Annotated in this window: 21 protein-coding genes; 6 read left to right on the top strand and 15 right to left on the bottom strand. The window is 73.1% G+C overall.

The annotated features are described in order from the left end of the window. The first annotated feature begins 61 nt into the window (after positions 1-61). Complete coding sequence (locus IE096_RS14880) at positions 62-856, top strand: ABC transporter permease (protein WP_189451939.1); 795 nt, start codon at positions 62-64, stop codon at positions 854-856. Positions 857-1,062: 206 nt separating this feature from the next. Beyond that, positions 1,063-1,644, top strand: coding sequence for a TMEM165/GDT1 family protein (locus IE096_RS14875; RefSeq protein ID WP_189451938.1), 582 nt, complete (start codon positions 1,063-1,065; stop codon positions 1,642-1,644). A 12-nt stretch (positions 1,645-1,656) separates the two neighbouring features. On the opposite strand, the gene IE096_RS14870 is transcribed toward IE096_RS14875, so the two are convergent. Beyond that, positions 1,657-2,307 carry a hypothetical protein gene (locus IE096_RS14870; protein ID WP_189451937.1) on the bottom strand — a complete coding sequence of 217 codons (651 nt, stop codon included), beginning with the start codon at positions 2,305-2,307 and terminating at the stop codon, positions 1,657-1,659. Positions 2,308-2,471: 164 nt separating this feature from the next. On the opposite strand from IE096_RS14870, the gene IE096_RS14865 reads away from it, so the two are divergent. Next, complete coding sequence (locus IE096_RS14865) at positions 2,472-2,696, top strand: hypothetical protein (protein WP_229820208.1); 225 nt, start codon at positions 2,472-2,474, stop codon at positions 2,694-2,696. Between the two features lie 36 nt (positions 2,697-2,732). On the opposite strand, the gene IE096_RS14860 is transcribed toward IE096_RS14865, so the two are convergent. Genes IE096_RS14860 through IE096_RS14850 form a run of 3 tightly spaced genes read right to left on the bottom strand, consistent with a single transcriptional unit; the run spans position 2,733 to position 4,417 of the window. Next, positions 2,733-3,068, bottom strand: a complete 336-nt coding sequence (locus tag IE096_RS14860; RefSeq protein ID WP_189451935.1) for a deoxyxylulose-5-phosphate synthase — start codon at positions 3,066-3,068, stop codon at positions 2,733-2,735. Between the two features lie 43 nt (positions 3,069-3,111). Continuing rightward, positions 3,112-3,717 carry an AAA family ATPase gene (locus IE096_RS14855; RefSeq protein WP_189451934.1) on the bottom strand — a complete coding sequence of 202 codons (606 nt, stop codon included), beginning with the start codon at positions 3,715-3,717 and terminating at the stop codon, positions 3,112-3,114. A gap of 43 nt (positions 3,718-3,760) precedes the next feature. Continuing rightward, entirely contained in the window at positions 3,761-4,417 is a 657-nt protein-coding gene (locus tag IE096_RS14850) for an HAD-IA family hydrolase (protein ID WP_189451933.1), read from the bottom strand. A gap of 299 nt (positions 4,418-4,716) precedes the next feature. Here IE096_RS14850 and IE096_RS14845 point away from each other — a divergent pair, with 299 nt between their 5' ends. Beyond that, a complete protein-coding gene (locus IE096_RS14845) occupies positions 4,717-6,801 on the top strand; it encodes an MDR family MFS transporter (protein WP_189451932.1) in 2,085 nt (694 codons plus the stop codon). Between the two features lie 24 nt (positions 6,802-6,825). On the opposite strand, the gene IE096_RS14840 is transcribed toward IE096_RS14845, so the two are convergent. The 3 genes from IE096_RS14840 to IE096_RS14830 form a co-directional block, all read right to left on the bottom strand. Further along, positions 6,826-7,311 (bottom strand): GNAT family N-acetyltransferase, encoded by a 486-nt coding sequence (locus IE096_RS14840; protein WP_189451931.1) that lies wholly within the window; start codon positions 7,309-7,311, stop codon positions 6,826-6,828. Between the two features lie 122 nt (positions 7,312-7,433). Continuing rightward, on the bottom strand, positions 7,434-7,784 hold the full coding sequence (locus tag IE096_RS14835; protein WP_189451930.1) for an antibiotic biosynthesis monooxygenase family protein: 351 nt from the start codon (positions 7,782-7,784) through the stop codon (positions 7,434-7,436). A gap of 27 nt (positions 7,785-7,811) precedes the next feature. Continuing rightward, the gene (locus IE096_RS14830) at positions 7,812-8,495 is read right to left on the bottom strand and encodes a TetR/AcrR family transcriptional regulator (RefSeq protein ID WP_189451929.1); all 684 of its coding nucleotides are present in this window, start codon (positions 8,493-8,495) and stop codon (positions 7,812-7,814) included. A gap of 158 nt (positions 8,496-8,653) precedes the next feature. Here IE096_RS14830 and IE096_RS14825 point away from each other — a divergent pair, with 158 nt between their 5' ends. Continuing rightward, positions 8,654-10,723 carry a bifunctional glycosyltransferase 87/phosphatase PAP2 family protein gene (locus IE096_RS14825; protein WP_373298125.1) on the top strand — a complete coding sequence of 690 codons (2,070 nt, stop codon included), beginning with the start codon at positions 8,654-8,656 and terminating at the stop codon, positions 10,721-10,723. A 40-nt stretch (positions 10,724-10,763) separates the two neighbouring features. Here the strand turns inward: IE096_RS14825 and IE096_RS14820 are convergent, their stop codons facing one another. The 4 genes from IE096_RS14820 to IE096_RS14805 all read right to left on the bottom strand — a co-directional run bounded on the left by IE096_RS14820 (position 10,764) and on the right by IE096_RS14805 (position 14,058). Next, positions 10,764-11,441, bottom strand: a complete 678-nt coding sequence (locus IE096_RS14820; RefSeq protein ID WP_189451928.1) for a hypothetical protein — start codon at positions 11,439-11,441, stop codon at positions 10,764-10,766. A 161-nt stretch (positions 11,442-11,602) separates the two neighbouring features. Next, positions 11,603-12,010, bottom strand: a complete 408-nt coding sequence (locus tag IE096_RS14815) for a DUF6114 domain-containing protein (RefSeq protein ID WP_229820206.1) — start codon at positions 12,008-12,010, stop codon at positions 11,603-11,605. Continuing rightward, positions 11,997-12,620 (bottom strand): DUF6230 family protein, encoded by a 624-nt coding sequence (locus tag IE096_RS14810; RefSeq protein WP_189451927.1) that lies wholly within the window; start codon positions 12,618-12,620, stop codon positions 11,997-11,999. Before IE096_RS14810 ends, IE096_RS14815 begins: the two co-directional genes overlap by 14 nt. Positions 12,621-12,822: 202 nt before the next feature. Then, positions 12,823-14,058 carry a cytochrome P450 gene (locus tag IE096_RS14805; RefSeq protein ID WP_189451926.1) on the bottom strand — a complete coding sequence of 412 codons (1,236 nt, stop codon included), beginning with the start codon at positions 14,056-14,058 and terminating at the stop codon, positions 12,823-12,825. 264 nt (positions 14,059-14,322) lie between these two features. On the opposite strand from IE096_RS14805, the gene IE096_RS14800 reads away from it, so the two are divergent. Continuing rightward, entirely contained in the window at positions 14,323-15,492 is a 1,170-nt protein-coding gene (locus tag IE096_RS14800; protein ID WP_189451925.1) for a steroid 3-ketoacyl-CoA thiolase, read from the top strand. A 49-nt stretch (positions 15,493-15,541) separates the two neighbouring features. Here the strand turns inward: IE096_RS14800 and IE096_RS14795 are convergent, their stop codons facing one another. The 4 genes from IE096_RS14795 to IE096_RS14780 form a co-directional block, all read right to left on the bottom strand. Next, positions 15,542-16,006 (bottom strand): hypothetical protein, encoded by a 465-nt coding sequence (locus IE096_RS14795; RefSeq protein ID WP_189451924.1) that lies wholly within the window; start codon positions 16,004-16,006, stop codon positions 15,542-15,544. A 160-nt stretch (positions 16,007-16,166) separates the two neighbouring features. Continuing rightward, on the bottom strand, positions 16,167-17,603 hold the full coding sequence (locus IE096_RS14790) for a flavin monoamine oxidase family protein (RefSeq protein ID WP_189451923.1): 1,437 nt from the start codon (positions 17,601-17,603) through the stop codon (positions 16,167-16,169). Positions 17,604-18,239: 636 nt separating this feature from the next. Then, on the bottom strand, positions 18,240-19,106 hold the full coding sequence (locus tag IE096_RS14785) for an ECF transporter S component (RefSeq protein ID WP_189451922.1): 867 nt from the start codon (positions 19,104-19,106) through the stop codon (positions 18,240-18,242). After that, a complete protein-coding gene (locus IE096_RS14780) occupies positions 19,103-20,713 on the bottom strand; it encodes an ABC transporter ATP-binding protein (protein ID WP_189451921.1) in 1,611 nt (536 codons plus the stop codon). Before IE096_RS14780 ends, IE096_RS14785 begins: the two co-directional genes overlap by 4 nt. Positions 20,714-20,913 lie beyond the last annotated feature (200 nt).

The raw sequence follows: 20,913 nt of genomic DNA, 5'->3' as shown, positions 1-20,913 counted from the left end.
GCCGCGGCGGGCGGGCCTGACACGCGCGCTGCGGCGGGCGTGCCGACCGTAGGGTGGCGGCGTGCTCGCCGCCGCCGTCCTGCTGCCCGCCAACACCACGCTCGGGGTGGTGCTGGCCGTCCTGCTCGCGGCCGCCGTCACCGTCGCTGCGGTCGCCCGCCTCGCCGACGGCCGCGAGCGCGGCTACGCGCGGGCCATCGCCCTCGCCGGGCTCCGCGCGGCCGTCCAGCTGGCCGTCGTCGCATCGCTCATCGGCTGGGTGGTCCGGGCCGTGCCGCTGCTGGCGGGCTTCCTGCTGCTGATGTTCGCCGTCGCCGTCCGCACCGCCGGGCGCCGCCTCACCGACGACCGCACCTGGTGGTGGGCGGCCGTCCCGATCGCCGCGGGCGTGCTGCCGGTCGTCCTCGCGCTGCTGCTGACCGGGCTCGTGCCCGCCAAGGGCGTCGCCCTCGTCCCCGTCACCGGCATCCTCATCGGCGGCGCCCTCACCGCCACCGTCCTGGCCGGCCGGCGCGCCCTGGACGAGCTGCGCACCCGGCACGGCGAGGTCGAGGCCGCCATGGCCCTGGGCTTCCTCCCCCGCGAGGCCCGCCTGGAGATCGCCCGCCCGGCCGCCTCCGACGCCCTCCTGCCGGGCCTGGACCAGACCCGCACCGTGGGCCTGGTCACCCTGCCCGGCGCCTTCGTGGGAATGCTGCTGGGCGGGGCGTCCCCGCTGCTCGCGGGCGTGGTGCAGCTCTTCGTCCTGGTCGCGCTGCTGGCGGTGCAGGCGGTCGCGGTGGCGGTCGTCCTGGAGCTCGTCGCGCGCGGGCTGCTCGGCCGATCACGTACGCTGGGGGGAGCAGAAGGGGAGTAGCTCTTCGCCGGACCGTCGACATACTGCTGGGCCTCGCGCCCGGCCGGCGCCCGGAGGCCGTGCGTTCTGTGCGCACCGGCCAGCGAGACCTTCGGCCGCAGTGTCCACGACGCTGCCGTGCCGAAGCGACCCCTGATTCCTTGACACAGGTGCTGCTCGCGGTGCGGGAGCGTCTTCTCCCACCGATGACAGAGGAAACCGTCCCTGTGTTCAGCTTCACCGTCGCCGCCCTGGTCTTCGGCGTGATCTTCCTCGCCGAGCTCCCCGACAAGACGGCCCTGGCCTCCCTGATGCTCGGCACCCGCTACCGCGCCTCGTACGTCTTCGCGGGCGTCGCGGCGGCCTTCCTGGTCCACGTCGCCCTGGCGATCGCGGCCGGCAGCCTCCTCACCCTCCTTCCGCACCGCCTCCTCCAGGCAATCGTCGGCGTCCTCTTCCTCGCGGGCGCGGCGATGCTGCTGCTGAAGAAGGACGACGACGAGGAAGAGATCACGAAGCCCGCCGACCAGTCCTTCTGGAAGGTCTCCGGCGCGGGCTTCATGCTGATCCTCGTCGCGGAGTTCGGCGACCTCACCCAGATCATGACCGCCAACCTCGCCGCCCGCTACGACGACCCCGTGTCGGTGGGCGTGGGCGCGACGCTCGGCCTGTGGGCCGTGGCGGGCCTGGGCATCGCCGGCGGCAAGACCCTGATGCGCTACGTCCCGTTGACGCTGATCACGAAGATCGCGGCGCTGGTGATGCTGGCGCTGGCGGCCTTCAGCCTGTACGAGGCGGTGATGGGCTGACGCGCGCCGGCGTCAGCCGTCGCTCAGCAGGTTGGTGATCAGCTTCCGCAGCCGCCCCGCCCGGACGGTCTCCACGCCGTGGACGAGCTGGGCGCCGTAGACCACGGCGGTGCGGGCGGGCGGGGCGCTCGTCCAGCGGGTGCGCGGGACGCGGGCGAGCGCGGCGGCGGAGTCGAGCCCTCCGTGATGCGAGATCTCTCGCGCGAAGCGCGTACCGGGGAGGAAAGCGCTGTCGGAACCGGCGGTCCGGTCGGTCCACAGCGCCTCGGAGGAGGCGGTCTCGATGTAGAACGCCCCGCCCTGGTCGGCCTCCTGGAGATGGAAGGCCACCCGCGCGACGCGCTGTCGCCGCCGGCCGGGCTCGTCCACGCCGTGGAGGTGCGGCTCGATGCTGTCGCCGGGGCGGAGGTCGTGGTAGTCCCACGGGGTGGCGACCGCCACGGACGGGAAGGCGCGCCGGATGGCGGGCAGCGCCCGCTCGACGCCGGCCGCCAGGATCTCCTGGACCTCGCCGGGTGCCACCAGCCCGTCACTGGGGCGGGCGGGCCGCCAGCCGGTGGCGACGAGGTGCTCGTCGAGGAGTTTGGTGAGTTCTGCTGTCTCATCGGGGGTGAGGAAACCCTCGACGGTCTGGACGGCCAGGGTCTCGGTCATGTGGATCACGATCGGACTCCTCTCACGGCGCCTGATGCCCCGTCGGCTCCGCATTCCAGTGCGGGGCGCGTGGATTGGCAACCGCGCCGGAGCGCGCCCGTGAAGCACGGGGGCGCGCGGGCAGCGCGTGCGGGGGCGCGCGGGTCCAGGGTCTGCCCGCGCTGCTCCGGCGATTGGCCTCGCGCAGCCGACGCAGGAGCTCACGGCGGCGGTACGGCACGACTTCGCGGGCGTGCCCGCGTCCGGACGCCGTCGGCGCGCACAGCGCCGTCCGCTCGGCCAGCTCCAACGCCCGCCCGAGCGGCCGGAAGTCGAGCACGCGGCGCACGGCGTTCGCCGACGGCGGCAGGGCCGTCGAGCTGGTCGTCAGCGCGAACCTCGCCCTGGGGCAGCCGTAGGTTGCGATTACCGCTGCCTCAAGCGGCAGCGTGCCCCTACGGCAACTCCCCCCGCACCAGCGCCCGCGCGAATGGTTCGCCCGTGCGGCGGGCGTACGTCATGCGTTCGCGGACCTCGCTGAGGGTGCGCGGGCGGTAGCCGGGGCCGCCGCAGCAGGACTTGTGGAAGCGGATGCCGGCGTTCAGCAGGACGGAGAGGGTTCGCCACGCGGCCTTGTCGCGGCGGCGGGGGGCCGCGAAGGCCGAGCCCACGTGGATCAGCGGGGCGGCGCAGCGGGGGCAGACGCGCTCGTGTTCGTGGTGGCCGGGGTACGGCTGTTTGTACGAGGCGCGGCAGGGGAGGCAGACGTACGACGTCTTTCCGTGGGGCATCCGGGGAGTTTAGGGCGGGCAAGCCGGTCGGGCTTCGTATTTTTCAGTCGAAGCGGATGTGCTTCACGCCCGTCCACGCCCGGCGCAGGCGGCCCTTCAGCGGGCCGTCCGTGTTCGGGGTGAGCCGGAGGCCCGTCGAGGTCGCGATCTTGTCGGCGATCTGGGGGATCGTGATGGCGTCGGTCCGGATGTGCTCGCCGAAATCCTCCGCGCGCAGCCGCTCCAGGCACTCGTCCAGCTTCGACACCGCGAAGGTCTCGCGCCGCAGGGACGCGCCGAGACCGCGTTCGCGCAGCCGCCGCAGGACCGTCTCGCGGCGGGCGAGGAGCGCGAAGTGGCGGACGTCGTGGCCGTCGTCGCGGAGGCGGCCGACCGTTTCGGCGAAGTACGTGCTGTTCACGATCGTCATGGGGACGATCACCGGGCCCGTGGTGTGCCCGGTCAGGGCCATGCCCAGGACCTCGTACACCGCCCGGCGCCACACCGGCAGGTCCTGGAAGTCGCCCCGCAGCGCCGGCGGCAGCATCCGGTGGAGGCCGAAGCCCGCGTGCTCGGGGTCGCAGACGACGCTGCCGGGGAGGCGGCGGTGGAGTTCGTACGCCGTCTGGGTCTTGCCGCCCCCGAAGGGGCCGTTGATCCACAGGAGCATGCGCGCGAGCCTACGCCGACGCGCCCGCCGCCCGCCGCCCGCCTCAGCCCGTCGTGATCCGCAGGACGATCCCGCCGGTCGCGTCCGTCTCGACCCGCACCGCCGTGAGGTCCGGCACCGCCACGTCCGGGCCGTGGGCGGCCGCGCGCGGGCCGACGCCCACGACGCGCATGCCGGCCGCGCGGCCCGCCGCGATGCCCGCCTCGGAGTCCTCGAAGACGACGCAGTCCTGCGGGGCGAAGCCCAGCTCGGCCGCGCCCTTGAGGAAGCCCTCCGGGTCCGGCTTGCTGGCGCTGACGGACTCGGCCGTCACCCGCACCGCCGGCATGGGCAGGCCCGCCGCGCCCATACGGGCGTCGGACAGGGCGCGGTCGGCCGAGGTGACCAGGGCGTGCGGCAGCCGCTCCAGGGCGGCCATGAAGGCGGGGGCGCCGGGGACGGGGACGACGCCGTCCATGTCGGCCGTCTCGGCGGCCAGCATGCGGCGGTTCTCCTCGTGGTTCCGCTCCATGGGGCGGTCCGGGAGGAGGGCCGCCATGGTGGCGTAGCCCTGGCGGCCGTGGACGACCTTCATGACCTCGTCGCCGTCCAGGCCCTGCTCGTCCGCCCAGCCGCGCCAGCAGCGCTCGACGACCGCGTCGGAGTTGACGATCGTGCCGTCCATGTCCAGCAGGAGGGCTCGGGCCGTGAGAGTGGTCATGGGGCAGCTCCAGAGCGGCGCGCGGAAGAAGACAAGTGGCTCCACCCACCGGTCAGGGAGTGCGGGTGGAGCCACTTTGTTTCTCAAAGATACAAAACGGACCCGGTCGAGCGCCAACGGCCCTGGTCGGCGCCGTCCGAGCGCCCTCCGAGGGCAGTCCGAGTGCCGTCCGAGCGCAGTCCAACGGGCTGGATCGGCGTAGTCCGACGGGCCGGAATCGCCCGTCCGGACGACCATGGGAGGAGCGACCCGAACCCGAGCGATCCCACCCCGAGCGACCCGAACCCGAGGAGCTGTCCATGGCCCAGGACGTCCCGGGCCCGGCCGGAGCGGCCCAGGCCGCCCCCGGAGCGCCGGCCATACCCGGCGAAGGGCTGCCCAAGGGCGGCGTGCGCGTCGCGATCGGCGCGCTGCTGCTCGGCATGCTGCTGGCGGCCCTCGACCAGACGATCGTCTCCACGGCCCTGCCGACGATCGTCAGCGACCTCGGCGGCCTGGAGCACCTCTCCTGGGTCGTCACCGCCTACATGCTCGCGTCCACCGCCGCCACGCCCCTGTGGGGCAAGCTCGGCGACCAGTACGGGCGCAAGAAGCTCTTCCAGACGGCCATCGTCATCTTCCTCATCGGCTCCGCGCTCTGCGGCCTCGCCCGGAACATGCCCGAGCTGATCGGCTTCCGCGCCCTCCAGGGCCTGGGCGGCGGCGGGCTGATGGTGCTGTCGATGGCGATCGTCGGCGACATCGTGCCGCCCCGCGACCGGGGCCGCTACCAGGGCCTCTTCGGCGCCGTCTTCGGCGGTACGAGCGTGCTGGGCCCCCTGCTCGGCGGGCTCTTCGTGGACCACCTCAGCTGGCGCTGGGTGTTCTACGTCAACCTCCCCATCGGCATCGTCGCCCTCGCCGTGATCGCCGCCGTCCTGCACATCCCCGCCAGCCGCGTCCCGCACCGCATCGACTACCTCGGCACCTTCCTCATCGCCGCCGTCGCCGTCTGCCTGGTGCTGATGACCTCGCTCGGCGGGACGTCCTACCCCTGGTCGTCCTGGCAGATCATCGGGCTGGGCGTGGTGGGCGTGGCGCTGCTCCTGCCCTTCGTGCTCGTCGAGCGGCGCGCCGCCGAGCCCGTCCTGCCGCTGGGGCTCTTCCGGATCCACACCTTCGCGCTCTGCTCGGTGATCGGCTTCGTCGTCGGCTTCGCGATGTTCGGCTCCATGACCTACCTGCCGACGTTCCTGCAGGTCGTCCACGGCGTCTCGCCGACCCTCTCCGGCGTGCACATGCTGCCGATGGTGGCCGGCCTGCTGATCGCCTCGACCGGCTCCGGCCAGATCGTCAGCCGCACCGGGCGCTACAAGGTCTTCCCCATCGCCGGGACCGCCGTGATGACCATCGGCCTGCTCCTGCTCCACCAGCTCGACCCGGCCGTCAGCACCGCGATGATGAGCACGTACTTCTTCGTCTTCGGCTTCGGACTGGGCCTCGTCATGCAGGTCCTCGTGCTGATCGTGCAGAACTCCGTCGGCTACCAGGACCTCGGCGTCGCCACCTCCGGCGCCACGTTCTTCCGCTCCATCGGCGCGTCCTTCGGCGTCTCGATCTTCGGCACGATCTTCACCAACAAGCTCGGCCCCCGGATCGCCGACGCCCTCGCCGGCGTCCCCCTGCCGCCCGGCGTCACGCCCGACGCCCTCAAGTCCGACCCCCGCGTCCTCCACCGGCTGCCGCCCGCCCAGCGCACCGGCGTCCTCGCCGCCTACTCCCAGTCGATCACCGACGTCTTCCTCTACGCCGTGCCGCCCGCCCTCCTCGCCTTCGCCCTCGCCTGGCTGCTCAGGGAGGAGCCGCTGCGCGGCAGCGTCACCGCGCCCGACACCAGCGAGGTCGTCGCCAGCAACCCCGTCGAGCGCTCCTCGCGCGACGAGGTCGCCCGCGCCCTCTCCCTCCTCGGCAGCCGCGAGGGCCGCCGCAAGGTCTACGAGAAGATCGGCCAACGGGCCGGAGTCGACCTCGAACCCGCCGCCAACTGGCTGCTGCTGCGCATCAAACGAGACGGCCACGCCGAGCCCGCGATCCTCGCCGAACGCGTGGACGTCCCGCTGCGCGTCGTCACCGAGGGCGCCCGCCAGCTGGAGATCCGGGAACTGGTCCGGCGCGAGGGGCTGGAGCTCGTCCTCACCGACGCGGGAGGACAGGTGGCGGACGAACTCTTCCGCGCCCGCGAGCAGATGCTCGCGGAACTCCTGGGCGACTGGTGGACGGCCGCCGACCGCCCCCACGATCTGCGCTGCCTCGTCGAGGAGCTCAACCGCGAACTGTGCGGCTCCGACGCCGAACAGCCCCGCGACGGCGGCGCGGCGGGCGCCAGACCCGACCACCGCCTGTAACCCGACCACCGCCTGTAAGAGGGATCAGTTCAGCTCCTTGCCGAGCCACACCTCCGAGTACACGTCCGCCTCCTTGTAGGGGGCGACGTCCGCGAAGCCGTGCCGCGCGTACAGCGCCCGCGCCTCCACCAGATCCCGCCGGGTCTCCAGCACGATCCGCTCCGCGCCCCACGCGCGCGCCGTCTCCTCCGCCGCGCCCAGCAGCGCGCCCGAGCCGCCCAGACCGCGCCGGTCCGCCCGTACGTACATCCGGCACAACTCGGCCGTACGGGCGTCCAGCCGGCGCAGCCCCACGCACCCGGCCCGCTCCTCGCCGTACCGGGCCACCAGCAGCGTCCCGGGGTCGTCGCCGCGCATCTCGGCCAGGTGCCGCTCGATCTCCTCGGGCGTGCACCGGCGCCCGTCGTGCAGCAGGTACCAGCGGTCGGCGACGTCGACGAGGTACTCCCGCAGCAGCGCGGCCGACTCGGGCGAGCCGACCGGCTGCGGGGAGACGTTCCAGATGGTCATGCGGCGGATGGTCGCACGCGGGCGGCCGTCCGATCAGCTGCTTTTCCGGGGGCCGACTCCGGGACCGGTTCGGGACCGTCCCCGGAGTCGGCCCTGGAGTCGGCCCGTCTCGGCCGGGGCGGTCAGCCCTGCTTCGGCGCGGCCTGCTGGACGACCTCGAACGACCACACCGTCGACCCCGTCGCGGCGGGCTTGTGCTTGGGGGCACCCTCGCCACCACCCTCGCCACCGGCCTGGCCACCGCCCTGGTGGGCGGCCTTCATCGGGCCCTCCATCCACGCCTGGAAGTCCTCCTCGCTGCGCCAGCGCGTGTAGACGAGGTAGTCGTCCGTGCCTTCCAGCGGGCGAAGAAGCTCGAACCACTCGAAACCGTCGGCACTCTCCACCGTGCCCGCGCGGGACGCGAACCGCTTCTCCAGGACCTCGCGCTGCTCGGCCGGGACGGTGAGGGCATTGATCTTCACGATGCTCATGAGGTCATCCTGCACTGCCGCAGCCGCTCAGCGGTTCCCGCCCCCGCCGCCACCCCCGCCCACGTCCGCCAGGACGCCGTCCAGCTGTTCCGCCGTCAGCGGCGGCGCGGGCAGGCCGGAGACGGCCTCCGCGCGCAGGCCGTCGAAGAGCAGGGCGAGGTAGCGGCGCCAGGAGCCGGGGGCCACGGCCGCGGCGGCGGGGACGCAGCGGCCCAGGGCGGCCAGGGCGAACAGCAGGTCCTCGGCGACCACGTCCGGGCGCATCGTGCCCTGCTCCTGTGCGCGGCGGACGAGCGCGCCCACCGTGGCGTGGTTGTGCTCGCGCAGCGCGGCCAGGGTGGGGCCGGCCGGGATGGTCGTCGTCATCAGCTCGATCGCGCCCCGGTCGGCGGCCAGGCCCTCGAAGATCCGCTCCATGTAGGCGGTCAGCGACGCGAAGGCGTCCTCACCCGCGCGGGCCCGCTCGCCCTCGCTCATGCTCGCGCCCAGGGACTCCCCGAACACCGCCTCGATCAGCGCCTCCCGGGTGGGGAAACGCCGGTACAGGGTGGCGTTTCCGACGCCCGCGCGGCGGGCGATCTCGTCCAGCGGGACCTCCAGGCCCTGCTCGGCGAAGAGCTCCCGGGCCGCCGCGACAAGGGCCTCGCGATTGCGCCGGGCGTCCGCCCGCAGGGCCGGGGGCCGCCGTTCACTGCTGCCACTGGTGCTCATGACCGCACCCTAATGGCCCCCGGGGCGTTGGACTCAGGCCACCGTCAGGAGGCCGCGGGACGTCCTGTGGACGATCCGCGCGAGTGCGCGGCGGCTGAGTAAGGTCTCAAAGGGCCGACGCGAGTGACCGAGCCGGGTGACGGGAGGAGCGGCGGAGCGTGGCGGAAGCGGAGCGAGGCGGACCGGTGGGTCCGCCGAGGGCGGGCTCGCGGCCCGCCGTGGCCCTGGCGGCACTGTGGCTGCTCGCCGGGCTGCTGGCCGTGCGTCAGGCGGCGGCCGTGCTGCGGCTCCCCCCGGCGCGCCGGTTCACCGGCCTCGCCACCTGGGCCGGCGAGCACGGCGTCCCGCACACGCACGGCTCCCTCTACGACTCCGGCAGGTTCACCGGCACCCCCCTCGCCGGGCTCGTGCTCCGGCCCCTCACCGCCGCGGCCGAACACGGCCTCGGCGTCGTGTGGACGCTGGGCACGCTGTCGCTCGTCGTCGCCGTGGCCCTCGTCGCCGTCCGGGTCCTTCCCGGCGGTGGACGTATGCGCGGTGGGCGCATGCGCGGTGGACGTTTGCGCGGTGGCGCCGCGCCCGTCGCCGTCATTCTGACGCTGCTCTCCCTGCCCGTCCGCAACACCTTCACCCTCGGTCAGACCAGCGTCCTCCCGGTGCTCCTCGTCCTCCTCGGCTGCTGCCGGCCCCGGATCGCCGACCGGCGCTCCGGCCGGACCACCGGCCTCCTCGTCGGCCTCGCGGCGGCCCTCCAGCCCGCCGTCCTCCTCTTCGCCCCCCTGCTGTGGCTCACCGGCCGCCGCCGCGCCGCGCTCGTCACCGGCGCCACCTTCGCCGTCTCCACGGCCCTGGCCTGGGCGGCCCTGCCCGACGACTCCCGGACGTACTGGGTCCACCACATCGCCGGAGCCGGCCTCGGTGACCGGCCCGACGGTCTGGCCAACCAGTCCCTGCACGGCCTGCTCCTCCGCCTCGGCCTGCGCGGACCGCTGGAACTCGGCCTCTACGGACTGCTGGCCGCCGTCGTCGTCACCGTCGGCCTGCGCCGGGCCGCCCGCTACGCCCGCGACGGACAGCCGCTGCTGGCCACGGCCCTCACCGGCTGCGTCGCGGTCGCCGTCGCGCCCACCGCCTGGCAGCACCAGCAGCTGTGGATCCTCTTCGCCGTCGCCGGCCGCGTCGGCAGGCGACGCGCCGACCGGCTCGCCTGGCCCGTGCTCGTCGTGCTCGTCATGACGCTGAGCAGCACCGTGCTCGTCGCCCCGAACCCCGTCCTCGGGCCCGTCGGACAGCACGCGCCGCTGCTCGCCGCCCTCGCGGCCGCCTGCGCGGTGCCGTTCCTCTCGCGCTCCTCCGCGCTGTGGGACCGGCCCGTGCCCACCCCGGTCGCCGGGCCGCAGCGCGGCCGCTTCCGCTGGGTGCCGCTGCTGCGCTTCTTCAAGCGCGCGCTGAACCGCCCGAACCTCCTCCTGGAGCTGATGCTGATACGGGTCGGCTACTGGGCCTACTCCTACATCCGCGCCCAGGCCCCCGACTCACGGGCCCTCGCCGAGTACCACGGCCGGCAGATCCTCGCCGTCGAGGAGTTCCTCCGCCTGGACGTCGAACACGGCGTCAACCACTTCGTGGCGGGCGTGGGCCGGCTCGCGGACGCCATGGACTACTACTACGGCACCTTCCACTTCCTGGTGCCGAGTTTGCTGCTGGGGTATCTGTACTGGCGCCGTCCGGCGACGTACCGCTGGGCGCGCACGGGGCTGGCCCTCGCGACGCTGGTGGCGCTGGCCGGCTTCTGGCTCTACCCCCTGGCACCGCCGCGTCTGATGCCCGGCCTCGGCTTCATCGACACCGCCAACGGCCCGCAGGACCTGTCCCACCCCGAGTTCGGCGCGCTGACCGAGCTGGCCAACCAGTACGCGGCGATGCCCTCGCTGCACATCGGCTGGTCGCTGTGGTGCGGGGTCGTGATCGCGGTCGTGGGGCCGCGGACGTGGGTGAGGTGGCTGGGGATGCTGTATCCGCTGATGACGCTCACGGTCATCGTCGGGACGGCCAACCACTATGTGCTGGACGCGGTGGGCGGGGCGGCGGTCGTCGCCGCGGGCTTCGGGATCCAGTACGTGCTGACCGGGCCGGGGCGTATCGCCTTGACGGCGATTCCGGGGGCGCGGCGCGGGGACGTGGCCGGGGCAGCGGCTGAGCGGGAGCCTGCGCGGGCCGTGGGGTGAGGACCCGGGGGCTGCGCCCCCGGGTTCCCACAACGTGGCGTCAGCCGCCCACCGTGATCTGGGAGGACGGGTCCGTGACGTCCGTGATGTCGTAGGTCGCGTTGAGGACCGCCGTCGTGGCCGTCGTCGGGCAGCCGAAGCCGCCCTCGACCTTCACGGGTATCGCCACGTCCGTCACCACGAGCTGGGACGGCGTGCCGTTCACGAACACGGTGGGGATGGTCGTCGGTCCGTCCGGCGCGGCCGTCACCGTGCAGTTGGCCAGGCCGCTGGACTTGAGGACCATGCCCTGGGACGGCGCGTTGAGCGTGGCCGTGATGGGGGAGCCGTTCTGCATCGAGACGGTCCAGGCACCGGACGTCGTGATGCTGATGTCCACGCCCGGCAGGCTGCCCGTGCAGTCGCCGTAGACCGGCGAGCTGATGGCGGTCGTCACCGGGCCCGAGGGGTTGGTGTTGCCGGGGGCGTCCGGTATGCGGTTGGTGGCTCCGGACGGCGTGGAGTCCGACGACGCACAGGTGATGGTGATCGAGCCGGCCTTGAAGGTGGCCGAGCCGTTGAGCTTGGCCGCGAAGGTGTGGCCGGCGGGCTGGACGGTCGTCGAACCGGCGTCGGCGGCTCTGGCGGCCGCCGGGGCGCCGCCGGTGAGGGTGAGGCCCGCGGTGAGGGCGAGACCGGCGGTGACGGAGAGGAGGGGACGGGTGCGGCTCGGGATCACGGGGGCTCCTTCTGGGAGAGGAGGGGTGTGGGAGCGGCCTTCGTGGGCGGGGCGCGTCCTCGTTGTCCGGGTGCGGGCCGGTGGTCGCGTTGTGCCCACCCTCCCCCAGCTACCGCTGGGAGGTGCCCCCAGCCCTGCGGAACGATTGCCCACAACGTGGCTCAGGGCTCGTCCGTCGTCACCGGTTGCCACGCGAAGATCATCGCGCCGCCCACGATGCCGACGAGGGTGCCGAAGAGGAATCCGCCGAGGTTGGACATCACCAGCGCGGCCGTCGCGATCAGGACGGTGAGGATCCCGGCGAGGCTCCGGTACTGCGGGGCGAACCACGCGGTCAGACCCATGACGATCATGACGATGCCCATCAGGACCGACGGGATGCCCGCGATGCCCTGCTCCAGCATGACCTTCATCGGGGCGAGCGGGAGGGCGCAGATCTCCGCGCCCGCGACGACGGCCGCCAGGCCGCCCCAGAAGGGGCGTCCCTTTCGCCAGCGCCGCCAGGTCGTCCACCCACGGGCGAGCGACCCGGTGCCGTCCCGGCGCCCCGGCACGTCAGAAGCACTCATCCTTGCCGAGCTTGATCTTCAGGTCGAGGCCGGCGAGCTTGAACCGCCCGGCGTTGGTCGCCCAGGCCGTCTGCCGAACATCGGTCATCTTGATGGTCTTGGCCTGCTGGCCGAAGGCGTCCTGGAGGCCCTGCGCCGAGGCGGGACCCCTGTTGAGGGTCGACGCGTCACGGCCGAGCTCCATGTTCTCGAACTCGGCGTCGCCGGACATCTGGGTGGCGTCGATGAACAGGTCGGTGGCCTCGACGGTCTTCGCGCCCTGGCCCGCGTGGAGCTTGAGGGAGATGTCGCCGATCACCGGCAGGGTGGTGACCACGGACTGGCACAGGTCCTTGAGCTTGGCTTCCTTGATGGTGGTGACGGCCACCGGCAGCAGCTTGCCGCGAACGTTCTTGTCGATCCCGCCGTACTGGGCGAAGCCCGTGCCCGTCAGGCTGGACGCCCCGACCTTGAACTCCTGCCCGGAGACGGCGAACGAGGCGGCCAGCGCCCCGTCGGCGAGCGCGACGGCCAGCGCGGCCGTGGCGGCGAAGCCGGGCACGGCCAGGACGGCGAACTTCCGCCACCTGACACGTCCCGTCGTCACCTGTCTTCCCTGATCGTCCTTCATGCGGCTGCCCCCTGAACAATCCCGTGAGAGTGAGGTGAGGTGCGGTGCGTTGGGGAGGGCGCACGGCGGTGCGCACAGCGGTGCGCTGCCGAAGCGCTCATGCGCCGTCCCTGAAGGTGTACCCGAGAGTAAGTCGGACAGCTGTACCTGACAAGGGGTCAGGTCTGGACCGATTCCCGTAGCGGAAAAGGGAGTTGATCGATCACTCGTAGCTGACGCGGAGCTCCTTGATGCCGTTCAGCCACGCCGAGCGGAGCCGGCGCGGCGCCCCGGCGAGCCGGATGCCGGGGAGGGTGTCGGCGACGGCGGCGAAGATCAGGTCGATCTCCAGCGCCGCCAGGGAGCGGCCCAGGCAGAAGTGCGGGCCCCCGCCGCCGAAGCCCAGGTGGGGGTTGGGGTCGCGGGTGATGTCGAAGGTCTCCGGGGCGTCGAAGACCTCGGGGTCGTGATTGGCGGAGGCGTAGAACAGGCCCACGCGCTCGCCCTCGCGGATCGTCGTGCCGCCCAGCTCGGTGTCGCGCGTCGCCGTGCGCTGGAAGGAGATCACCGGGGTCGCCCAGCGGACGATCTCCTCGGCGGTGGTGGCGGGCCGCTCCCGCTTGTAGAGCTCCCATTGCTCGGGGTGGGTGAGGAAGGCGTGCATGCCGTGGCTGATGGCGTTGCGCGTGGTCTCGTTGCCGGCGACGGCCAGCATCAGCACGAAGAAGCCGAACTCGTCGGAGCCCAGGCTGCCCTCGTCCTCGGCGGCCACCAGCCGGCTGACGATGTCCCGCGCGGGGTGGGCCGCGCGGGCGGCGGCGAGGTCCATCGCGTAGGCGATCAGCTCCATCGCGGAGCGGCTGCCGGTCTCCTCGGTGAGGGCGAGCTCGGGGTCGTCGTAGGCGATCATCCGGTTGGACCAGTCGAAGATCTTCGCCCGGTCGTGCTGGGGGACGCCGATGAGTTCCGCGATGGCCTGGAGGGGGAGTTCGCAGGCGATGTCGGTGACGAAGTCGCCGCTGCCGTGCTCCCGGGCGGCCGCGACGATCCGTCCGGCCCGCTCCCGCAGGGCCGACTCCAGGGCCCGGACCGCCCGGGGGGTGAAGCCGCGCTGGACGATCCGGCGGACGCGGGTGTGCTCGGGCGGGTCCATGTTGAGCATCATCAGCCGCTGGGCGTCGATCCGCTCGCGCCGCATGCCGGGGTGGAAGCGGATGACGGACGTGTTGCGGGCGGAGGAGAAGTCCTCCGGCCGGGTGGACGCCTCCTTGACGTCCGCGTGCCGGGTGACGGCCCAGTAGCCGTCGTCGTCGAAGCCCGCGAGGCCGTGCGGCTGGGGGATCCAGGACACCGGGGCGGAGCGCCGCAGCAGGGCGAACTCCGGCAGCGGCACCCTGCGGGCGTTGACGTCCGGATCGGTGAAGTCGAAGCCCTCGGGCAGCGCGGGACAGGACGACATGGCCACCACTCCAGTTCGGGGAGCCGCCGGGACGGCGGGCTAATGCTGATGGGCCATCAGAAACCTGTCGTCCGACGGTAGTGACGGGGTCGTGGACCGGCAAGCCACGCGACGCCATCTGTCGCACGCGCGGGGCGTGCGCGACCCTTGTGCGGCGGGGGCCGCGCTGAGGAGACTACCGACGGCAGCGGAAATGGAACGTGTACTCGTTTTGCCGGGGGCGCCGGGACGCCCAGCGGACGCGCGAGGAGAGGACAGCCGGACATGGCCGCGGAACCCGTGATCGTCGAAGCCGTACGGACGCCCATCGGCAGGCGCGGCGGCGCGCTCGCCAACCTCCACCCCGCCTATCTGCTGGGCGAGACCTATCGTGAGGTCCTCGCCCGCACCGGCATCCAGCCCGACTGCGTCGAGCAGATCGTCGGCGGCACGGTCACCCACGCCGGGGAGCAGTCGATGAACCCGGCCCGCACCGCCTGGCTCGCCATGGGCCTGCCCTACGAGACCGCCGCCACCACCGTGGACGCCCAGTGCGGCTCGTCCCAGCAGGCCAACCACCTCGTCGCCAACATGATCGCGAGCGGGGTGATCGACATCGGCATCGGCTGCGGCGTCGAGGCCATGTCCCGGGTGCCGCTCGGCAGCGGCTCCAAGCACGGGCCGGGCCGGCCCTTCCCCGACGAGTGGAACGTCGACCTGCCCAACCAGTTCGAGGCCGCCGAGCGCATAGCCCGCCGGCGCGGCCTCACCCGTGAACGCGTCGACGCCCTCGGCCTGCTCTCCCAGGAACGCGCGGCCCGCGCCTGGGCGGAGGAGCGCTTCAAGCGCGAGACCTTCGCCGTGCAGGTGCCCACCACGGAGGAGGAGCAGTACGCCGGGCAGGGCATGTGGCGCCTGGTCGACCGCGACGAGGGCCTGCGCGACACCAGCATGGAGGCGCTGGCCGGGCTCAAGCCCGTCATGCCCACGGCCGTCCACACCGCGGGCAACTCCTCGCAGATATCCGACGGCGCGGCGGCGCTGCTCTGGGCCTCCAAACGGATGGCCCGGGCGCTGCGGCTGCGCCCCCGGGCCCGGATCGTCGCCCAGGCGCTCGTCGGCGCCGACCCCCACTTCCACCTGGACGGGCCCGTCGACGCGACCCGGGCCGTGCTGGGCCGGGCGGGGATGTCCTTGCGGGACATCGACCTGGTGGAGATCAACGAGGCCTTCGCCTCGGTGGTGCTCTCCTGGGCGCGGGTCTTCGAGCAGGACCTGGAGAAGGTCAACGTCAACGGCGGCGCGATAGCGCTCGGCCACCCGGTCGGGGCGACGGGCGCCCGGCTGATCACGACGGCGCTGCACGAACTCGAGCGCCGGGACGGCGAGTTCGCGCTGATCACGATGTGCGCGGGCGGGGCGCTGGCGACGGGGACGATCATTCAGCGGCTGTGACGGGGGTGTGACGGGGGCGCCGCCCCCGTCACATTGGCCGTCGGCACCGTCACCGTCCGGCAGCGGTGCCCTCCTCCTCGCCGCCGTTCCCGTCCTCGTCGAGGCCGAGGAGGGTGATGGCCTCCGTCGGGCAGCAGCCGACCACGTCCTCGGCGGCCTCGATGTCCTCCGGCGAGGTCAGCCCGGACTTCAGTGCCTCGGCCAGGCCGTCGTCGTCCGGCGGGAAGGCCCGGTCGATCGCGTGGAGCATGTCGTTGTAGCGGGTCATGGGGATGCCGAGGATCTCCCCGATGACGGCGGCGGGGATGGCGCTCGCGTACTCCACGACGTCGGGGCGTTCCGACGCCGCCAGCGCGTCGAGCGAGGCGGCCACGATCCGCTCGGTGGGCTCGCGCCACTGGGCCACCCGGCGCGGGGTGAAGGCGCCCATGGCGAGCTTGCGCACCCGGGTGTGGTCCGGCGGGTCGAGCACCGTGAGGATCCGTGCCACCGGGGTGTCCGCGCCCATCACCATGCCCGAGTCCAGGAACTCGCGGTCGGCGTAGGCCGCCGCGTCATTGCTGAACCGGGGTCCCCCAGCAGTGCGTGTGGGACAGGGGTACGGGCACGGGTCACGCGGGCGGGCGCGCCGCCCTTGGTGGGGGCGGCGCGCCTGGGGTGCTCGGTGGTTCGGGTTACTTGACGAGGCTGAGGACCTGATTCGACGCGCGCAAGCCCGACTCGAGGGCGCCCTCGATGAAGGCGCCGTGCCAGCCCTGGGCGATGTCGGCGCCCGCGAAGAGGATCCGGCCGTGGGGCTGTTCGATCTGGGGGAAGAGCCCGGTCAGCTGGCCGGGGCGACGGAAGCCCCAGGCGCCGGCCGCCCACTTCTCGGTACCCCATGCCATGGCGCGGGACTTGAGGACCTGGGCGCCCGGGATCCACTGCTGGACGGCCTCCTGGACCTTCACCGGGTTGTTGACGTCCAGCCCGGGGCCGGTGAACGCGATCATGAGCCGGCCGTCGGCGAGCTGCTTCTGCGGCACCATCATCAGGATCGGCGAGCCCTCGGGCGCGGTACCGGTGGTCGCGTCGATCTTGCCCTTGATGTGCAGCCACATCTTGGTGCCGTGCGGAACGCCGATGCCCTGGGTGGTGGCCTGGGCGTGTGCCTTGGGCAGGCCGGGCTCGAAGGTGATGTTCTTCCAGGCGTTGGTGGAGGTGGCCACGACGACCGCGGGGGCCTTGTAGCGGCGGCCGGAGGCGGTGTACACCGTGACCTTCCCCGTGCCGGGGTCGGAGATCCTGGTGACCGGCGAGCTCTTGTGGACCGGGGTGAAGTTCTCCCGCAGCATGGCGTTGAGTATCGCGGTCATACCGCCGACGGGCCGGCGGCCGATGGTGTTGGTGTAGGCCTCGTACGTACCGCCGGCGAGCTGGTACCACTGCGCCATGCCGGTCAGCGAGCCGAGGGTGCTGGGGCCGCCGGAGTAGACGGAGGTCTCGCCGGTGAGCAGGTTGACCTCGGTCGGCGAGAGGCCCATCTGCTTGATCCGGTCGGCCAGTGAGAGCGGGTCCACGGCGGCCAGCAGGTCCTTGCGGTACAGCGGCTCGGCCGGGCGCTCGAAGTATTTCTCGGAGCCCTTGTAGAACTCGGTCCACAGGGGGACCACCAACTTGGCGGCTTCATCGGGCGAGACCGCCTTCAGCCCGGTGGAACCGGCGACGATGACGCGGTCCGGGATGGGGTCCCCGTAGGTGGTGATGTTGTACCGGGCGAGTTCTTTGTTGACCAGCTGGTGCTGGGGGGCGAGCCACTGGCCGCCGACCTCGATCTGCTCGCCGGCCCAGGTGTCCGTCCAGATGCGGCCGCCGACGCGGTCGGACGCCTCCAGGACCACGGTGGACAGGCCCTTCGCGCCGAGCTCGCGCGCCACCATGGCCCCGGCGTACCCGGCGCCGATGATGACCACGTCGAACAGCGCTTCCTCTTCGGCGTGGGCGATGCCCTGTCCGGCTGCGCCGAGGCCGGCTGCCAGCGCTCCGGCGCCGATGCCCTTGAGCAGCGATCGGCGCCCGAAACGGCTGTTGGCGGCGTTGGCGATGGACGATTTCGCGCCATGAGAGTGCATGGAAGTCCTCTGAGTTTTGTCTGGCTGCGGCCATCGGGTCGGTGCGTTTGCCGGCAGAGCGTCCTGGCGAGCGAAATCCCAGGGCGTTCGGGCGCACTGCTCCCGTCATCGTGTGCAGTGACTTTCCGGCGCGGCCCGATGGTCATTCGATGGGCGGGCACCGGCCCGCGGTCGCCGTCCGTCATGGACGCCGGCCACGCGGCAAGATGCCCAGGCGGGCAGCCGATGGGAATGGTCGCGTGGGGGCGAAAGGATTCGCCGGGCTGCCGTCAGGAAAGGCCGGGGATGCTGAACAATCAGGCGCGGCAGGAGAGGAGCCGGACGCCGCCGGTCATGCGGGTCCCTGCCACGTGAAGGAGTTGTCCCCGCCCGCACCGGGCGCGGCGCCATAGCCACTCGTGACCATTCTGGTCCCCCCGTATCAATCAGTGTGGCCCGGATTGCGTTGTGTCTCATTCAGGGCCTTGACGCGACTGTACTGAACGGCCTGTCATGCCCTGGCATGTGCGGGGTCATCGGACGGTCAGCTCCGGCTCATCCATGGTGGGGGCATGTAAGTGCCCATGAGTCGGGCGGAGTCAGTCCGCGCATCCCAGACCCCGGGGCGCGCCCTTGAACGTCACGCGTCCTCGAACGTCACGCGTCCTCGAACTTCACCGGTGCTTCGAAGGCCGCGCGGCGGGTGGCCCGGCGCAGGGCCTTGAGGACGGCCGGGCCGAGCGTGAGCGAGGCGACCACGGTCACCAGGGCCCTGGGCAGGTCCCAGCCCAGGGACGTCGCCAGACAGTAGGCGAGGAAACGGGAGAGGTTCTCCGGCAGCGGGTCGCCCGGGACGAAGGAGACGCCCGAGGCGAGTGCGCCGATGTACGGCCAGCCCTGAAGGTTCATCACCGTCCCGTAGGCGACGGACGCCACCGCCCCGTACCCCGCCAGCATCGCCAGCTCGCGCCGCCCCCGCAGCCGGTCCGCCCCCGGCAGCAGCCCCGCGCCCATGGTCACCCACCCCATGGCCAGCATCTGGAACGGCATCCACGGCCCGACACCGCCCGTCAGCAGGGCGGAGGCGAACATCGACAGGGCGCCCAGGACGAAGCCGAAGCCCGGCCCGAGCACCCGCCCGGACAGGACCATCAGGAAGAACATCGGCTCGATGCCCGCCGTCCCCGCGCCCAGCGGCCGCAGCGCGGCCCCGGCCGCCGCGAGGACGCCGAGCATCGCGACGGCCTTGGCGTCCAGCCCGGTGTCGGCGATCGTCGCCATGACCACGGCGAGCAGCAGCGGCAGCAGGGCGGCGAACAGCCAGGGGGCGTCCTGCGAATGGGCCAGCCCGGAGGCGGAGCCGGCGAGCAGGGGCCAGCCGAAGGCGGCCACGCCGATGACGGTGATCAGGGCGAGGGCGATGACGGACCGCCGGCCGAGACGGATGGCGCGGGCCTGGCGGGTGGCTCCCGTCCGGTGGGTGGCCGGCGCCTGGTGGTCGGCCGGCGGCTGGTGGTCGGTCACGTCCCCTCCAGCGCGTCGCGGACCTGCGGCACCGTCAGCCACGGCTGCGGCGCGAGGACCTTCGCGACCTGCGGGGCGAAGGCCGGGGAGGAGACCACGACCTCCGCCGTCGGGCCGTCCGCGACGACCTCGCCCTCCGCGAGGATCACCACCCGGTGCGCCAGCTCCGCCGCGAGCTCAACGTCGTGCGTGGCCAGCACGATGGCGTGGCCCTGGCCGGCCAGCCCGCGCAGGATCTCCACCAGCCGGGCCTTGGCCGCGTAGTCCAGGCCGCGCGTCGGCTCGTCCAGGAGCAGCAGCGGCGGCCGCGCCGTGAGCACCACGGCGAGCGCGAGCGCCAGCCGCTGGCCCTCGGACAGGTCACGGGGGTGGGTGCCGTCCGCCACGTCCGGGAGCAGCTCGGACACCAGCGCCCGGCAGGTGCCGGGGGCGGCCTGCGCGTCGTGGTCGGCGGCCGCGCACTCCGCGGCGACCGTGTCCGCGTACAGCAGGTCGCGCGGCTCCTGCGGGACGAGGCCCACGTGCCGCAGCAGTTCACGCGGGCTCGTGCGCCGCGGCTCCACGCCGCCGACGCGTACCGCGCCCCTGTCGGGCGCGTGCATGCCGACGAGCGTCCGCAGGAGCGTGGACTTGCCCGCGCCGTTGCGGCCCATCAGGGCGACGGTCTCGCCGGCGCGGACGGACAGCTCGACGTCGCGGAGGGCGGGGACGCGGTCGTGGCGGACGGAGAGGCCGGTGACGGAAGCGGCCTGTTCTTCGCCCGGCACCGTTCCGCGGACCGGCGGGGTCAGCGGCGCCAGCCGCTCCCGCAGGGAGGCGGCCTTGCGGCGGGCGTCGCGCACGGACAGCGGCGGCGGGGACCAGCCGGCGATCCGGCCCAGGGCGACGACGGGCGGGTGGACGGGCGAGACGGCCATGACCTCGGCGGGGTCGCCGACGACGGGGGCCGCGCCGGGGCCGGGCAGCAGGATCACCTGGTCCGCGTACTGCACCACGCGCTCCAGCCGGTGCTCGGCCAGCAGCACGGTGGTGCCCAGGTCGTGCACCAGGCGCTGGAGCACGGCCAGCACCTCCTCGGCGGCGGCCGGGTCCAGCGCGGACGTCGGCTCGTCCAGGACGAGCACCTTCGGGTGGGCGGTCAGCACCGAACCGATCGCGACGCGCTGCCGCTGGCCGCCGGAGAGGGTGGCGATGGGCCGGTCCCGGAGGCCGGCCAGGCCCAGCAGGTCCAGGGTCTCCTCGACGCGGCGGCGCATGGTGGCGGGCGGTACGCCGAGGGACTCCATGCCGTAGGCGAGCTCGTCCTCGACGGTGTCGGTCACGAAGTGCGCCAGCGGGTCCTGGCCCACGGTGCCAACGACGTCGGCGAGTTCACGGGGCCGGTGGGTACGGGTGTCCCGCCCGGCGACGGTGACCCTGCCGCGCAGGGTCCCCCCGGTGAAGTGCGGCACGAGCCCGCTCACGGTGCCCAGCAGTGTCGACTTGCCGACCCCGGAGGGGCCGACGAGGAGGCACAGCTCGCCTTCGGGGACGGTGAGGTCGATGCCGGAGAGGGTGGGGCGGTCGGTGCCGTCGTAGGAGACCGAGACGTTCTCGAAGCGGATCACTGGGGTGTCTCCTTCCGGGTGGGGGCGGTTTCGGCACCGCCGGATTCGCTGTCGGTGGCCGGTCGCCGCGGCGGCGGGAGGGGTGCCCCGGTCCCGCCCCTTCCCGTTTCCTGGGGGAGTGCCCCCAGACCCCCCGAAGGGCCGGCCCCCGCCGGGGGAGCCGGGAGCCCGGGGCGGAGCCCTCGGGTCCGGCCTCCGGG

It is taken from the genome of Streptomyces abikoensis (assembly GCF_014648775.1).
GTDB lineage: Bacteria > Actinomycetota > Actinomycetes > Streptomycetales > Streptomycetaceae > Streptomyces > Streptomyces abikoensis.
Note: the sequence above shows the minus strand (reverse complement) of the source record. Positions and strands in the feature narration are given on the sequence as shown.

Bases quoted from the DNA above. Each gene is read 5' to 3' on its own strand.
- IE096_RS14860 (WP_189451935.1), bottom strand. From the start codon at position 3,068: ATGCCCCACGGAAAGACGTCGTACGTCTGCCTCCCCTGCCGCGCCTCG.
- IE096_RS14855 (WP_189451934.1), bottom strand. From the start codon at position 3,717: ATGCTCCTGTGGATCAACGGCCCCTTCGGGGGCGGCAAGACCCAGACG.
- IE096_RS14850 (WP_189451933.1), bottom strand. From the start codon at position 4,417: ATGACCACTCTCACGGCCCGAGCCCTCCTGCTGGACATGGACGGCACG.
- IE096_RS14845 (WP_189451932.1), top strand. From the start codon at position 4,717: ATGGCCCAGGACGTCCCGGGCCCGGCCGGAGCGGCCCAGGCCGCCCCC.
- IE096_RS14840 (WP_189451931.1), bottom strand. From the start codon at position 7,311: ATGACCATCTGGAACGTCTCCCCGCAGCCGGTCGGCTCGCCCGAGTCG.
- IE096_RS14835 (WP_189451930.1), bottom strand. From the start codon at position 7,784: ATGAGCATCGTGAAGATCAATGCCCTCACCGTCCCGGCCGAGCAGCGC.
- IE096_RS14830 (WP_189451929.1), bottom strand. From the start codon at position 8,495: ATGAGCACCAGTGGCAGCAGTGAACGGCGGCCCCCGGCCCTGCGGGCG.
- IE096_RS14815 (WP_229820206.1), bottom strand. From the start codon at position 12,010: ATGAGTGCTTCTGACGTGCCGGGGCGCCGGGACGGCACCGGGTCGCTC.
- IE096_RS14810 (WP_189451927.1), bottom strand. From the start codon at position 12,620: ATGAAGGACGATCAGGGAAGACAGGTGACGACGGGACGTGTCAGGTGG.
- IE096_RS14805 (WP_189451926.1), bottom strand. From the start codon at position 14,058: ATGTCGTCCTGTCCCGCGCTGCCCGAGGGCTTCGACTTCACCGATCCG.
- IE096_RS14800 (WP_189451925.1), top strand. From the start codon at position 14,323: ATGGCCGCGGAACCCGTGATCGTCGAAGCCGTACGGACGCCCATCGGC.
- IE096_RS14795 (WP_189451924.1), bottom strand. From the start codon at position 16,006: ATGGTGATGGGCGCGGACACCCCGGTGGCACGGATCCTCACGGTGCTC.
- IE096_RS14790 (WP_189451923.1), bottom strand. From the start codon at position 17,603: ATGCACTCTCATGGCGCGAAATCGTCCATCGCCAACGCCGCCAACAGC.